Raw genomic sequence first — 14,804 nt, forward strand, 5'->3', positions numbered from 1 at the left:
TCATATATGTTTAACTATCATTGATAATAAACATTTTCTTAGTTTACTTCACAAAGAATTATTATAAATTTTAATCATAACTAATTAATAAAAGAGGAAATTATGAAAAATAATAAAGGTTTCACTTTAATTGAGCTACTAGTTGTTGTAGCAATTATTGGTATTTTAGCAGCTGTTGGGGTTGTTGCTTACAACGGTTACACTAAGAGTGCAAAAATTAACGCATCTAAATCTAATCACGCTTCAGTAGTGAAGTATATAGCAGCTGAGATTCAAAAATGTAATATGCAAACAGAAACTACTGCTATGAGTGGAAATTTAACATGTGCAGATGACATGGGTTCTGCTGCAACTATTATTGCTAAAGCTGCAATTGCGTTAGGTGATTTTAAAAATCCATTTGTAGCTGGTGCAGGAGTACTTGCTGGTACTGCAGCTAGTGCTGCTAAAGGTGTTACAAATTTGGCAGCAGATTCAGATGATGATACAATCGAAGTTTCGACTAGATTTGCAGATGCAGATACAGATGATGCTACAGTTGAGGTTATTACTAACAACGTTGAGATTGAGTAAAAAATCATTTACTAAAATTAAATCTAAAAGCTCACCAGGTTTTTCCCTGGTCGAGCTTTTAGTTGTTGTAGCAATTATTGGAATTTTATCTGCTGTAGGAGTTGTTAGTTACAGTGGATATGTTTCAGGGGCTAAGCAAAAGTCTGCCCAAAATGTGATGCAACAAATTTCTCTAGCCCAAACAGAAGAATATTCTAATAGTGGAGGTTATTACACTCAGGCTGACAGTAGCTGTACACCAACTTCATTAACATCAGATAATATTGAAACAACCTTGTTTGGAGGAGGAGATCAAATTGCTAAAGACATGGGTTATGAAATTTGCATTGCTACTGGCACAGGTTCATCGAACTTTATTATAATTGCTCAAGAAATTAAAAGTAGTAAAGCTTGCCAATTAACACTTAGTCGTAACGGTAATTTTACCAGAGGTGACGACTGTTAAAAAAAATTAGCTAACCACCCATAATGGTTAGATTTATAGTTTTAAGTTAAATATTCTTGTATAAATTGATATCGTGAAAAAAATTATTTTAATATTCTTGCTTATACCGTTATTAAATAATTGCGGTCCATATTCTGCAGCAGTTGGGCCAAGTTTAACTATGTTGAACTCTGGAAGTATTTTACAAGCTTCAGCGTCTTATGCTGGCTCCTCAGTAATGAAAAAATTTAAAAAAGATTATATTAATGAATTAAATGTAGAAAAAATTTGTCCAACGGTTCATTCTAGTGAGTTAAATGAAATTTTTTTTGAAACTATAGAACATATGGATTGTTATTTTGATCCAATGAGTATTCATAGATAATATATAAACTATTCAAGAAATATAGGAATTTGAGTTCATCTTAATCAAAAGGGCTCATTTTGGGCGATTGACGAATTTTAAAATGAATTGATGCGTGATAGCTTTGACTTATAATTAAAAAAGGAAAAAACTATGTTAAAAAAATATATAATATTTTTAGGTTTCATTTTATTTTCAACCAATTTATTTGCAGCTCAAACTCAAATTGCGCAAGTAAATGGAATGATGTGTATTAAATGCCAAAAAATGGTAACTAAAGCACTTCAAGCAGCTAGCCCATCTGCTACTGTTAAAGTCTCATGGCCAGAAGGTGTTGCGGTATCATCTTACCCTGATAAATCTGATTTATCTAATGAAGATTATAAAAAAGCAATCCTTGGAACAGGCTTTGAAGTTATTAAAGTAGTTAGTGTTGATAAGATTATTACTGATGCTGGTGAAGCTAGAAAATTAGTAGATTAATTAAAATAAAATTATGACTGCAGCTGATACTCAGATATTGCTCAATAAGCTGCAGTCCAACATAAATCAATTAGAGCTTACTAATAAGGGAGCTTTAAATGCATTAGAATTTCGTTTAGATGCAATCTTACAATCAAATTTGGATACCTTTTGGCTTTTAATTTGTGCAATCCTTGTTTTTTTAATGCAGGCAGGCTTTATGTGTTTAGAGACTGGTTTGTCTCGGAACAAGAACAGTATTAACGTTGCCCTTAAAAATGTTGCAGACTTTGGAATATCTGTTGTAGTTTTCTGGGCGTTTGGTTTTGCGCTAATGTATGGAACTAGTGTATTAGGACTGTTTGGTAACAAATTTTTTTTCTTCACCACTAAGGTTGCAGGCTATCAAACATATTTTGTCTTCCAAGCAATGTTTGTTGCAACAGCTGCAACTATTATCTCAGGCGCAGTTGCAGAAAGATTAAAGTTTTTCTCATATATAATTATTACATTATTAGTTTCTGGCTTCTTTTATCCAATTGTAGGTCATTGGTCTTGGGCATTTAATTTTGATAACCCTGCTGAAAAATTTGGTTGGTTAGGTCAATTAGGATATTTAGATTTTGCAGGTGCATCAGTTGTGCACTCTGTAGGAGGATGGATTGCTTTATCAGTATTACTGGTAGTTGGTAATCGTACTGGAAGATTTAGAGAAGATGATAAAAAAAAATCTTTTCAAGGAAGTAATACACCAATGGCAGCTTTAGGTGCTTTAATTTTGTGGTTTGGGTGGTTTGGATTTAATGGTGGTGCTAATGGTGCAATGGATTTAAAAATTCCATTAATTTTAATTAATACTTTTTTATCAGCATCCTTTGGACTTATTTTTTCAAGTATTATGGGTATCATTGTTTTAAAAAAACCAGAGCCATTATTTATGATCACGGGTCCCCTTGCAGGACTAGTTTCAATAACTGCTTCTTGTGCTTATGTTGATCCCACTCATGCAATCATAATAGGAAGCATTGGTGGAATTATTTCAGGCTCAACAATTGTATTACTTGAAAAAATTAAAATTGATGATGTGGTTAGTGCAATACCAGTTCACTTAGCGTGTGGAATTTGGGGAACTATTGCAGTTGCTTTGTTTGGAAATTTTGAAGTGATGGGTGTTGAAAAAACAAGATTAGAGCAAATATATATTCAACTAATTGGAATAGGTTCAATTGGTGCTTTTTGTTTCTTTGGCTCTTTTTTAATATTAAAAACTATTAATTCTTTTTTTCCACTTAGAGTAAGTAAAATTCATGAAGAACTTGGTTTAAATATTTCAGAACATAATGCATCAACTGACACACATGAATTACTTGAAGTATTAACTAATCAAGCAAAATCAGATAATTATTCAAGCCGCGCACCACAAGATCCTTTTACTGACAGTGGAATCATTGGCACACAATACAATGTAATAATGAACAAATTAGAACAAAGTGAAAAGCAAAAAAACAAATGGAAGAATAGAGTTTCTAAAGAAATAAAACTTGCAATGAATGTTCAGCAACGATTAATGCCAAAAAGAGATATAGAAAATTATCCAATATTTGGATTAAATATTCCTGCAAGAGAAATCTCAGGAGATTTTTATGACTTTTATCTTCATGATGATGAGGTGTATTTTACCCTATCTGATGTCTCAGGAAAAGGGGTGAATGCCGGAATGGTTATGGCAAAAGCTATTACTTTATTTAAGATCTTCGCTAAGCAAAAATTTAAGCCTAACGAAATTTTATTAGAGATGAATAATGATTTGAAAGAAACTAATCCTGTTGGTACCTTTATTACTTCAATTGTTGGAAGATATAATTTGAAAACAGATTTAGTTGAAATTGCAAATGCAGGACATCAGCCAACATTATTAAAAGTTGGTAAAGATTTTAAAGAATACCCGTCAAGCTCAATGCCTTTGGCAGTTATTAAGCATAAAGATGAAAGTGTTTATCAATTAGAAAGCTTTAAATTAAATGGTGGACGAATTTACTGTTTTACCGATGGATTTTCAGAATGTATGGATGAAAATAAACAAGAAATAGGAATTGATGGTGTAAAAGAATTAATTCTAAAACACACAAACTCTTCATTACAAAAAGAACTAACAAGTGCGACAGAAGAAATTCGTTTAAAAAGTTTAAAAAAAGAAATTGTGGAAGATGGCGTTAAAAAAGATAATGATATTCTTGATGATGACTTAACAATTATTGCAATTGGTAAATAAGAAATCATACCAATCGATATTCATAAATAACACATAAGTTATTAAAGAAATTTTAAGAGTTATTATTAATTTTAGCTAATTAATCACATCTATAAAGATTGCTAAGACTTCATTTTTGAGGGTTTGTCTTATCATATTTACAACTGATCAAAATGGGTTGACAACTGACCATAATGGGTGGATGTTGCTTTTAAATTCTAAATAAGATTAATGGAAATAGTAACTAACATCGCCCCAATTGCTTTAGCCATTATTATGCTTGGCCTAGGAGCTTCTTTAACAGTAGATGATTTTTTAAGAGTTGTAAAAAACCCTAAAGATTTTTTTATTGGTTTTATTTGTCAGTTAATTGTTTTACCAATTGTTGCTTATCTACTTATCATTACCTTAAGTGTACCGATTGAAATGGCTTTAGGAGTAATGTTGATTGCAGCTGCTCCAGGGGGTGTAACCTCAAATGTTCTTACAAAATTTGCAAATGGTGATGTAGCATTATCAATATCCCTGACAGCAGTTATGAGCTTATTAAGTATAGTTACGGTGCCATTCATTGTGATCAATTCAATTAATATATTTGATATCACCTATGTTGAAAAAGAAATAACAATGACAGCTATAGCTTTAAAAATGTTTTTTGTAGTCACAGTTCCAGTAATAATTGGAATGACTATCAGACATTTTACCGGTGATTTAGTGATTAGAAATTTGAAGTTAATTCAAAGATTATCTATTACATTATTTTTATTTGTTTTTGCAGCAATATATATTGAAGAATGGGATAAAATTGTAAGCTTTTTAACTCGAGCAGGTTTAATAGCCTTAATATTAAATCTAACTATGATGGTGATAGGATTTTATGTTGCTAAATTTTTTGCATCAGGTGTTCCTCAACAAAGAGCTATTTCTTTAGAGTGTGGTTTGCAAAATGGTACTCTAGCAGTTTTTGTTTCAACTCAATTGTTTGATAATATTATTTATATGGTGCCAACCGCTGCTTATGCTTTGGTAATGATGGCAACCTCTGTAATCTTTGTTTTTATTTTAAGAAAATCTAATTAGAATTTATCACTTTAATTTGGTTAAAAACCCTATACAAAAATTTACTTAAAGCATTCATATTTCTGTCTTGTAATTTAGAAATTACTTTAAATTGTTTACTTTGCATAGTCATACCAAAAGTATAAAGTTTTTTTTCACTAATATTTAGAAATTTGTTTTTAATTAAAAATTCTAGTTTTCTAACAACTGTTGCCCTTGGAATTCCTGTTATCTCAGCTATAGAAAATGCATTAATACCAATATGATCAGGTTTTTGAATTTCTTTAAGATATTTTTTTCTATCTAAACTTTTATTTTTAAAGTCTCTATTTTGAACTGTATTAATCAGAACAATTAATCCCACACATATTGTTTCTAAATCTTGAGTTTTAGTACCTGCTTTCCAACCGTTAGTAAAAATAAATATAAACTTGTAAAATTGATACCAACAAAAAGAAAAATTTTCTTTAATTGATTTTGAAATTTCTTCTGTATCAAAAGATTTATCAGTTATATTTTTATCTTTTAATACTTCACTAAATTTTGAAACTAAAACACTAAAATCATTTAAAGTTATATTAGTCTTGGATTGTATAAAACCAGATCTTTCAATAAAGATTTTTTTCCCTTTTCTTTTAATAATACCTTTTTCTTCTAATTCAGATATTTTTCTTCTTACATTTTCTTTGGGTATTAGAAGATCTTTTGCGATATCAGAAATATTAATCTTTGGAATTTCTAATGATTTATCCCTATAAAACGTATCATAATCAACCATTAGTCCATTTTTTCTATAGAATATAAAGTCTTTATTAATGAGATATATTAAAATTATAAACTTATCGATACCCTTATGAACTTTGTAAGCATTTATAAGCCAATTAGTAACTAACGTATAATATGCAGGTGCTAGTTGACTAAAATTTTCATTAATAATTTTGAAGATTTTTTCTTCATCAATTTCATTAGAAATGCTGGGAATACTTTTTATCATTTTTTATTTAAGAGTTATAAGTTGGTATTTCCACCCATTTTGAGCACTTGTCAATGAGTCAAAATAAATCTTAAAAAATGATGTTATAGCTAACAAATTTAATTCGATTTGAGCACCAACACGGTTGTATTTATCCTAATTTCTTTAATCTGCTAAGGTGAAAAAAATTCTCAAGACATCATTTTTTGTATTTAGCTTTTTAGCATTATTTTATTCTAATGCTTTTGCTTTTATAGAATTTAAACAATCAAAAGATATTTCCTCAGACGCTGATGGCTTAAGACAAATAAACTTTAAACCAGATGGAACAATTATGTATGTAACAAATCGTGAAAAGGATACTACCTCTACAACTGATAGTGTAATTCAGTATTCTTTAAGCACTCCATTTGATATTAACACTGCTACTAAAACCTCTTCAACACCTTTAACTAACATAGACAAACCTCATGCAATAAAATTCAAACCAGATGGGAAAGTGATGTATGTTATAGATAATGCTGAGTTGTCAGTTAGACAATACAATTTAACTACAGCTTGGGATACTTCTACATTACAATATGATGATGATTTTAATGTATCAGATGAAAATCAATTAAGATCTTTAGCTTTTAAAACTGATGGAACCAAAATGTATGTCACTGGTAATCAAACAGAAGTAATACAACAATTTACATTGTCCACCCCGTGGGATGTAAAGACTGCAACAAAAGATTCAACTCAATCTTCAGCTTTAACTAGTAAAGAAAGTAACCCAAGAAGTATTCAATTTCATTCAAGTGGAACTATATTTTATATAGGTGGAAATGGCTCAGACTCAATTCATAAATATACATTAACAACCCCATGGGATGTGAGCACTTTGGAATTTTCTCAGTCATATTCATTTAGTGACCAAGTTTCATCTTCAGGAAATTCAATCATGGCTGGATTTATTTTTTCAGCAAATTTTACAAAATTATATATTACACAAGATACAGATAGCAGACAGTCTCAGACTGGCACTAACACAATTTTTGAATATAGTGTAGCTTGCGCTGGTACAATTACTTGTGCTGATGCATCAGCTAACGATGATGTTAAAGCAATCATTGAAGCTAATGTTGAATTATCAAAACGTATAATTAAAAATAATACTCTTCCAATCTTTCATCGAATTGAGTGGTTAAGAAGACATAAAAATAAAGACAATCTATCAAATCTTAATGCAGAAATTGATTTTACAAATAAAAAAATATCAAAATTAGTTAGTGCTCTTAAAAATTCTAAAAAAGAAATTGATAGAAGTTATGATAGTGAGGATTGGTTTAAATGGAGTGAGGGTAGAGTTAGTTTGGGTAAAAATAAATCTATAAATTCATCATCAAGAGATTTTCACAGTTATGGTATCTCAGTTGGTGCAGATAAAATTAAAGATGATGACAGAGATGCTATGCATGGATACGTTTTTCAGTATGCAAACGATAATATTGATATTGGATATAAAGGAAGCAAATTAGAGACTGATGCTTATAGTTTTGCCTTATATAATACCAAACTTAGAGATGATCACGTTTTTACAGATGCATTAATTGGAGTTAGTTTACTAGATATAGACCAAAAAAGGGTTATTTATGACAACATTTTAGAGGGAAACCGAGAAGGCCAACAGATATATGGATCATTTAATTTTGGAAAAAGAATAGTTGATGAAGATCTAAATCTTAATCCAGGTATTAAATTAGATTTAGGGTACACAAAACTAAAAGCTTTTAGAGAAAAGTCAAATATAGCAAATAGTTTGACTGACGCATTACTTTATAAAAAGCAAAATATAAAATCAGCATTATTAACACTCGGTGTCCTTTTAGATAAAACAGATACAGATAAAGAAGAGGACGAAATTGTTAATCATCATGGCAGATTAGAATATATTGCAGATCTAAGTCCATCATCAGATGCAGAATTTTATTATCTAAATAGTCAAAGTACTGTTTACAATTATAATGTAGAAAATAAGTCCAAACATAATCTTAGAATTGGGTACGGTTTTGATGTCACTTCCATAACAGGATGGTCATTAGTTGGAAATTTTGAGAGGTTTATAACTAATGAAAAAGGTTATAGTAATGACATCTATCTATCTGTAGGGTATGTTCCAATTGATAAAATGAAATTTGTATTTGATGTGAATAATTTTGAAAATACTAGTTTATCATTAACTAATAATGTAAATGGATTTGATTTAAAAATGAGTTCTAACTATAATTTTTTAAGTGATGTACCCGACTATGGTGCAAATTTAGAAGTCTCAAATAAATTTTGATAAGTAAAAATGAAAAAGATATCTTTCATTTTTCTTTTACTAATTTGTTCTTTTATTAGTTTTGTAGGACAAAGCTATGCAAATGAGATTAGCTCGGATGCAACATCTCAAATAGATCTAACAAATAATGGTGCTGGGGAAGGTGACCCTGATCTAACTGTAAAAGAAGGTATAACTGTAATCAAAGACAATCAGCAAAATTTAATTAAAGGTTTTGGTTCTGATGGAATTGAAGATGCAAACATAATTTTAGAAATAGACGCAAAATTGCAAGGTTTACATAATACAATTATGATCAGGCAATCTGATAATGTTACAATTACAAACTCAGGCTCGATTATTTCACTTGGTTCAAAGGCAATAAATATGAGAAGTGCACAAGACACCACAATTACCAATAACGTTGGTGCAACAATCACATCTCTTAACAATGCAATTTCTGGTGAAGAAAAAGACTCTGATAGTGAGGCAGTGTCAGGTACAGTGATAACCAATTCGGGAACTATTTTTAGTGACACTCAAAGAGCAATTTATTTATATAGTGGTGCTGATACAGCTACTATTACAAATAATTCATCGGGTGTAATGTATAATTCAAATACAAATGAAGTTGTTCATGTTGGTTCAGATTCTACAATTACTAATAGTGGAACAATACAAAATAGAAACAGTCCAGATAATAACTCTATAGTTTTACAAGGTAACGATAATACAATTACCCTTAAAGATAAGGGTATTTTGGTTGGAACTATTGATGCTGGATCCACAACAGGAAACACTTTAAAATTTCAACATGGAATGGGTCAAGGTTACTACTACAAAACTTCTGGGGATTTTACCTTACAAGATCTTGATGGAAACCAAGTAGTAAAAGGGTCAGCGGGATCAGTGGGTCAAGGGGCAAGTGAAACTTTAGATGAGTTGTTAAGTTATAAATCTATAAATTTAAGAAATTTTTTTAGTAAATATAATAAATTAGATGATCAAGATGTATGGGGTGAAACATATGTATCTAACTTAAAAAGAGACGCTCATACAAACAATTTGGCTCTTGAATATGACTTAACAAATTTTGGTGTAAATTTAATCAATAAAATTGATAACGCTAACTTTGTAATTGCATTTGAAGGGGGAAGGCAAGATTTTGTTAAAGACCATAAAATAGATTACCAAAATATTAGTGCAGGGGTTTATTTGCCACAAAAAGATAATCCTTATTTTAATTTAGATTTATTTATTTTAGGAGGCATTACTTTAAAAGATGGAGAAAGAACCATTTTAACAAACACAACAACTTCTGGTAAATTAACAATAGATAGTGATTATGAAACTTATGAAATTCATACTGGAATAAAGAAGAATAATTTATCATCAATACCTGATTTTGGGTTTGCGGCTAGTTATTCAATGACCCCTAGTTACGATGAAAGTAAATATTTTTCCTGGACAGATAGACATGTTGGAAATCTTTCAATTTTTTTTGAGGATGATTATAATTTGATTAATAACAAAGACAGTAAATTGTTTTTAGGTTGGACATTAGATATGAGAAAAATGATGGGTGATAAAAAACAGGTTTATTCAATAAATGGAACTAGTGCTACGTACGAACAACAAAATGATTTAACTAATGAAATATCTTTAATAGCTAATATGGGATATGAAAAAAAGTTTTCTGATAAAAGTAAAATTTTATTTTTGTTAGATACCAAAAATACGAATCGATATACCAAAAGTGTTGGTGCAAATATCTCTTTTAAAAGTAAATTTTAATTTAATAGTTATTCTATAACTTCAATTTCATTAATGATGCTTACAATTTTTCTACCCTTAAGGACGGCATTCACTCTTGCACATTCATAGTACGCGGAGGAGCTCTCTTCTGCGGTTTGTTTCATTTCTAAACACCTAGATTTATTCTTAGTTAATAAATGCTCATATAATTCTGGTGGGTCACCTAAATACATCATGAGACCAATTACTTCACCTTCTTTTTCAAAATCTGATTTTTCTTCTATATCTGCTACTCTGTCATCAACACCAATTTCAAAATTTTGAAATGCAACAAAGCCTTTATAAAAAATAAAAGCTAAAGCTAAGTAGAAAACTATTTTTATTTTACTCACTAAAATTTTTTTCTATAATATCTCTAATATATTTTTTTTGAATTTCTTTATAAATGCCCTGTCTGATAATCATTAAATTAAAAGTCAATTTCTCTAATTAGCAAAGCTAATAAGTTTTTAATAAATTGTAAAAATGGACTATAGCGATAGCCATCAATGTGAACATATCCAGGAATTTCCCATTTGATTAAATTTTCTTTATTTAAAGGTTTAAAATTTGCACGATAAAAGGCTTCCTCAGGTCTATTTTTAAAATTACCACTCACATACGATCTAACTGCAATTGGCCCACCATAATTTGAGGACAATGTTAAGTATGATAAATTTTGTGTTGCAGATTTATCAATTGATATTGAGGTTAGTTGTACGATATCATGCTGACCATCAAAAGGTATGAAGGTTGCATCTTTATTTAATTTAAATCTATCAATGCTATTTTCTGATATAAAGCCAATTACCTGACCGGAACCGTAATTTACTATCCCCATTAATTCGTCTGTACTGCTAATCCAATGCCCAATAGATAGGTCGTAAAAATTTTTGATCCTTCCTTTGATAGGTGCTTTGATAGTAAGACTTGTCTTAATTTTATTTAACCCTTTTAACTCACTAAGTAAGGCAATTAAGGTTTGTTGGAAGACCATATACTGATCTAAATTACCAGCTTTCTTACTAAGTCTATTAATTTGAGTTTTCGCTAAGGAAATTTTTATTCTAGTAGATTGTATTTCTTCACTTAATTGAGGAATCTCAAGGTTAATAAGTACATCTCCCTTTTCAACAACTTGGTCTTTAATGACATTTATCTCTTTAATGATAGCAGGATAACTTGAGTAAATTTTTACATATTCTTCTGAGGTAAATACTGCTGGAATTTTTAAAGATGATTTCCATGGGAAAAAAACTAAAAATAAAATCAAAAAACTAAACAATAGCGTTCTTTTTGTTTGATAATTAATTTTCATCTCTGTTCTCATTTTCCACCATTTAGAGACTTCATTAATTATAGGTTTTGCAATAAACCAATAAATTTCAATTATAAATAAAATTATTCCAAGAACTTTAAAAGCAAAGTAATAAACCAAAAATGCAATTCCAAGAAATAAGAAGAATCTATAAATCCATGTAAACCAAGCATAGCTAATAAAGATCCATTTACGATTTTTTGATAATTCCTCTGGTGGTTCTTTATAGAAGCCAAATAACAATTCTCTAATTTTCCATCTAGCTAAAGCAAAAGCCCTGGGTTGTAAATTTTCTGCTTTCAACCAGTCTGAAAAAATATAATAGCCATCAAATCTCATAAATGGACTTACATTTATTGTTAAAGATGATATCCAACTTGTTGTTGCAACAAAAAAAGCAATACTTTTAATTGCCCCATCTGGAACAATTGCCCATACAAAGGTTGCTATTAAAGCTAAATGAAGTTCGGTTAAAATTCCGGCAAAATTAATTAATAATCTTTCATTATGATTTCTTAATCTCCATGCATTAGTCGTATCAGTATATAAAAATGGAAAAAAAACTAAGAAGGCAATTCCTATTGATGAAACTTGGCAACCATAATACTTGGCGACATAAGCATGTCCTAGTTCGTGGAGAATTTTTACAGCAATTAAGGTAATTGCATAAAATAACAATCCTTTAATTGAAAAAAAATACATAAAGGTTGTTGAGAAATCTTCAAATTGCTGAACAACCAGGCATAATCCAATAAACCCTATTAAATAAATGATATATCGGTACTGTTTTGAAGCATAGGGTATTGTGTATTTTAAAGTTTTTCCTAACCATTCATCAGGTTTAAAAAGAGGCACTTTAAAGAATAAATAACTATGTATTAAATACATTAGCCAATTTTTTTTCTGACTATTTTTTTGAAAAAGAAGATTTGTAATGTTTTGACCCTTAGGCTGAATGATTAGATTGTTGTTAGCTAAAAATGAGATAAAGCTTTTTATTTCTTCAAGATTTATTTTTAGACCTTTTTTATTTATCCATTCATTAAATTTTGATATATCTTCACCCGGCTTCCAATTACTAATTAATCGAAAAGCAGCTATACCAATTGTAAAATATTTATTTCGTAAAGCATCATATAAAAGCCAACCAGGCGAACCATCCTCTCTGCTATTGCCTTTAATGAGTTCTAAGTCTTCTCTTAAATATGGGGTTATCATATTCCAATAAATTGCCTCATATAAGTTATTGGCTTTCTAAACAGGTAATAGAATAAAGTTACTCTAGAACCATATATTTTTGCCGTACCTCTCAAACCTAACCTTGGAATCTCTTGATTTTCATTTAAACTTGAAACTAATTTATAAGATAAAACCTCAGAAGGTGATAAATAAGGCTTATAACTTGCTCTTAAAACCTTTCCCTTAAGAGAGTTTATTGGGTTTATATCTAAAAAAATTTTAACTTTTGCCTTATTGTTAATAATTATTGAGTCTTTAACAGGTAACCAAATTAAGAACTCGACTAAATTTGGGTCTGCTATTGTCATAATTTTTTCACCTACGTTAACTGGTTTTCCCTGCCAATCTAATGTGTTCTCAACAATTGCAACACCATTAATTGAAGATAAAATTTTTGTCATTTCTAATTTTTCATTAGCATAATTCATTTCTGCTTTTTTTAACAAAACTTGTGACTGTAACTCTGCTAATTTTGATTTTTCAGTATTGTCTGAAAAAGAAGATTGTCGTGTTCTTAAAAGTTCTTTTTCAGCTACTTGTAAAGTTTGCTTTGCTAAATTATATTGATTAATCAAATCATTATCTTCAAGTACAGCTAACAGATCACCACTTTCTACAGTATCATTATTATTAACTATTATTTTTTTAATAACTCCATTAAATGGTGCTGTTATTAAAGATGGATTTTTTGCAACTACCTCAACTGGTGCAGTAGTTGTCATTGAAACTGGAAAAAAAATAATTAACAATATAATTACAATGGTTTTCCATTTATTTTTTCCAGAAAAATATTTCTTTAAAGATTCTTTGATTGGAAAAGTTGAAATAAAAGAATTAAAAGCATGACCAAAAGTTCCTGATAAATGCTTTAATAGCTCTATCTCACTATCATTAATTTCACTTTCTTTATTAATTGCAACAAAACCCTGGTGACCTTTTTGAGGTGAGTGAATGGGGATTAATATTAATATATTTGGTAAATTTTTATTCTTTGTTAATTTATTTTTTTTAGCAAAATCTTGAATATCAATATTAATAATATCTTTAGGTTGATTATGATCTTTATGATTAACTATTTTTTCAATAAAAGTCACTAAAGGGGCTGTTCTATCAACTATTGCTAAATCAGAGATTGCCTCAACATTAAAAGTTCCGGTCGGTGTTTGTTTTAATAAAAATGCGTTAGTAAAATCAACAATTTCTCTTATTTCGTTAACAAGTATAAAGTTTAATTCATCTTTAGATAATGCTTCTCTAACCTTTTTTTCAAGTCCTATTAATCTTGCAATCTTAATATTTTTATCTTCGTTCAAACCTTACAACCCCGCTCATTCCTGGTATTAAAGTTTCATATTTTTCTTTAAACTGTAATTTAAGTTCTATAGTTTGGCTGGCAGCATCAACTGTTGCTCCTAAATTTATAATTTTTGCCTCAAGCTCGTCTCCAGTTTCATCTATTAAAATTTTAACATCCACACCACTTTTTAACCAACTTAACCAATTACTAGGCACGACTGTTATTGCTTCTAATAAACCATCACCAACAATTTCCATTAAGGGCTGTCTTTGCTCAATACTTGCGTATTGATTGGTGAAAACATCCATAACTTTGCCATTATAAGGGGCGATAATTTTACATCGCTTGACATTTAAGTTGGCAATTAACAGTTCTGCTTTTGCTTTTTTTAAACCATTTATACTAAGCTCGTATTGTAATTCACCGATAGAACGCATGTTAAATAACTCTTTATCATTTTTTAATTGTACATCAGCACTATCTAAATTTGCTTGAATAACCTCTCTTTGAGCCTCAAAAAGTTCACAGTCAAATGCAATTAATATATCTCCTTTAAGAAAAGGCTCCCCATTAGTAAATCCAATATTATTTATCTTGGCTGCTATTTCACTGGTAATTAAAACCTGCTCTGTGGCACCAACTAATGCTCTAGCATTATAATCTATCTCTTCTGCACTAACCATTATGGTGGAATTAACTGTTAAGTATAAAAATATAAAGATTTTTTTTAACATATTATTTTAAA

At 29.6% G+C, this 14,804-nt stretch carries 13 protein-coding genes; 8 read left to right on the top strand and 5 right to left on the bottom strand.

The features are described from left to right. Positions 1 to 102 precede the first annotated feature (102 nt). The 6 genes from E5R92_RS07575 to E5R92_RS06085 all read left to right on the top strand — a co-directional run bounded on the left by E5R92_RS07575 (position 103) and on the right by E5R92_RS06085 (position 5,154). Positions 103 to 573, top strand: coding sequence for a prepilin-type N-terminal cleavage/methylation domain-containing protein (locus E5R92_RS07575; RefSeq protein ID WP_168607195.1), 471 nt, complete (start codon positions 103 to 105; stop codon positions 571 to 573). Further along, positions 566 to 1,018: a type IV pilin protein gene (locus tag E5R92_RS06065; protein WP_229704517.1), complete on the top strand. Its 453-nt coding sequence runs from the start codon at positions 566 to 568 to the stop codon at positions 1,016 to 1,018. Before E5R92_RS07575 ends, E5R92_RS06065 begins: the two co-directional genes overlap by 8 nt. 73 nt (positions 1,019 to 1,091) lie before the next feature. Beyond that, complete coding sequence (locus E5R92_RS06070) at positions 1,092 to 1,382, top strand: hypothetical protein (RefSeq protein WP_168607196.1); 291 nt, start codon at positions 1,092 to 1,094, stop codon at positions 1,380 to 1,382. A gap of 132 nt (positions 1,383 to 1,514) precedes the next feature. Next, positions 1,515 to 1,844 (top strand): heavy-metal-associated domain-containing protein, encoded by a 330-nt coding sequence (locus tag E5R92_RS06075; protein WP_168607197.1) that lies wholly within the window; start codon positions 1,515 to 1,517, stop codon positions 1,842 to 1,844. A gap of 13 nt (positions 1,845 to 1,857) precedes the next feature. Beyond that, positions 1,858 to 4,095 carry an ammonium transporter gene (gene amt, locus E5R92_RS06080; protein ID WP_168607198.1) on the top strand — a complete coding sequence of 746 codons (2,238 nt, stop codon included), beginning with the start codon at positions 1,858 to 1,860 and terminating at the stop codon, positions 4,093 to 4,095. A gap of 210 nt (positions 4,096 to 4,305) precedes the next feature. Then, the gene (locus E5R92_RS06085; RefSeq protein WP_168607199.1) at positions 4,306 to 5,154 is read left to right on the top strand and encodes a bile acid:sodium symporter family protein; all 849 of its coding nucleotides are present in this window, start codon (positions 4,306 to 4,308) and stop codon (positions 5,152 to 5,154) included. Here the strand turns inward: E5R92_RS06085 and E5R92_RS06090 are convergent. Beyond that, complete coding sequence (locus E5R92_RS06090; protein WP_168607200.1) at positions 5,147 to 6,127, bottom strand: MarR family transcriptional regulator; 981 nt, start codon at positions 6,125 to 6,127, stop codon at positions 5,147 to 5,149. The genes E5R92_RS06085 and E5R92_RS06090 overlap by 8 nt on opposite strands. Before the next feature lie 157 nt (positions 6,128 to 6,284). Here E5R92_RS06090 and E5R92_RS06095 point away from each other — a divergent pair, with 157 nt between their 5' ends. Both E5R92_RS06095 and E5R92_RS06100 read left to right on the top strand, forming a co-directional pair. Next, the gene (locus E5R92_RS06095; protein ID WP_168607201.1) at positions 6,285 to 8,432 is read left to right on the top strand and encodes an autotransporter outer membrane beta-barrel domain-containing protein; all 2,148 of its coding nucleotides are present in this window, start codon (positions 6,285 to 6,287) and stop codon (positions 8,430 to 8,432) included. A 9-nt stretch (positions 8,433 to 8,441) separates the two neighbouring features. Further along, positions 8,442 to 10,205, top strand: coding sequence for an autotransporter outer membrane beta-barrel domain-containing protein (locus E5R92_RS06100; protein WP_168607202.1), 1,764 nt, complete (start codon positions 8,442 to 8,444; stop codon positions 10,203 to 10,205). Between the two features lie 8 nt (positions 10,206 to 10,213). Here E5R92_RS06100 and E5R92_RS06105 read toward each other — a convergent pair whose 3' ends face one another. The 4 genes from E5R92_RS06105 to E5R92_RS06120 all read right to left on the bottom strand — a co-directional run bounded on the left by E5R92_RS06105 (position 10,214) and on the right by E5R92_RS06120 (position 14,793). Continuing rightward, complete coding sequence (locus E5R92_RS06105) at positions 10,214 to 10,558, bottom strand: hypothetical protein (RefSeq protein ID WP_168607203.1); 345 nt, start codon at positions 10,556 to 10,558, stop codon at positions 10,214 to 10,216. Positions 10,559 to 10,635: 77 nt separating this feature from the next. Further along, the gene (locus E5R92_RS06110; protein WP_168607204.1) at positions 10,636 to 12,741 is read right to left on the bottom strand and encodes a site-2 protease family protein; all 2,106 of its coding nucleotides are present in this window, start codon (positions 12,739 to 12,741) and stop codon (positions 10,636 to 10,638) included. After that, the gene (locus E5R92_RS06115; RefSeq protein ID WP_168607205.1) at positions 12,738 to 14,075 is read right to left on the bottom strand and encodes an efflux RND transporter periplasmic adaptor subunit; all 1,338 of its coding nucleotides are present in this window, start codon (positions 14,073 to 14,075) and stop codon (positions 12,738 to 12,740) included. The genes E5R92_RS06110 and E5R92_RS06115 overlap by 4 nt, the downstream gene beginning before the upstream one ends. After that, on the bottom strand, positions 14,062 to 14,793 hold the full coding sequence (locus E5R92_RS06120; protein ID WP_168607206.1) for an efflux RND transporter periplasmic adaptor subunit: 732 nt from the start codon (positions 14,791 to 14,793) through the stop codon (positions 14,062 to 14,064). The genes E5R92_RS06115 and E5R92_RS06120 overlap by 14 nt, the downstream gene beginning before the upstream one ends. Positions 14,794 to 14,804: the final 11 nt, after the last annotated feature.

Source organism: Candidatus Pelagibacter giovannonii, assembly GCF_012276695.1.
In the GTDB taxonomy this organism is placed as follows: domain Bacteria; phylum Pseudomonadota; class Alphaproteobacteria; order Pelagibacterales; family Pelagibacteraceae; genus Pelagibacter; species Pelagibacter giovannonii.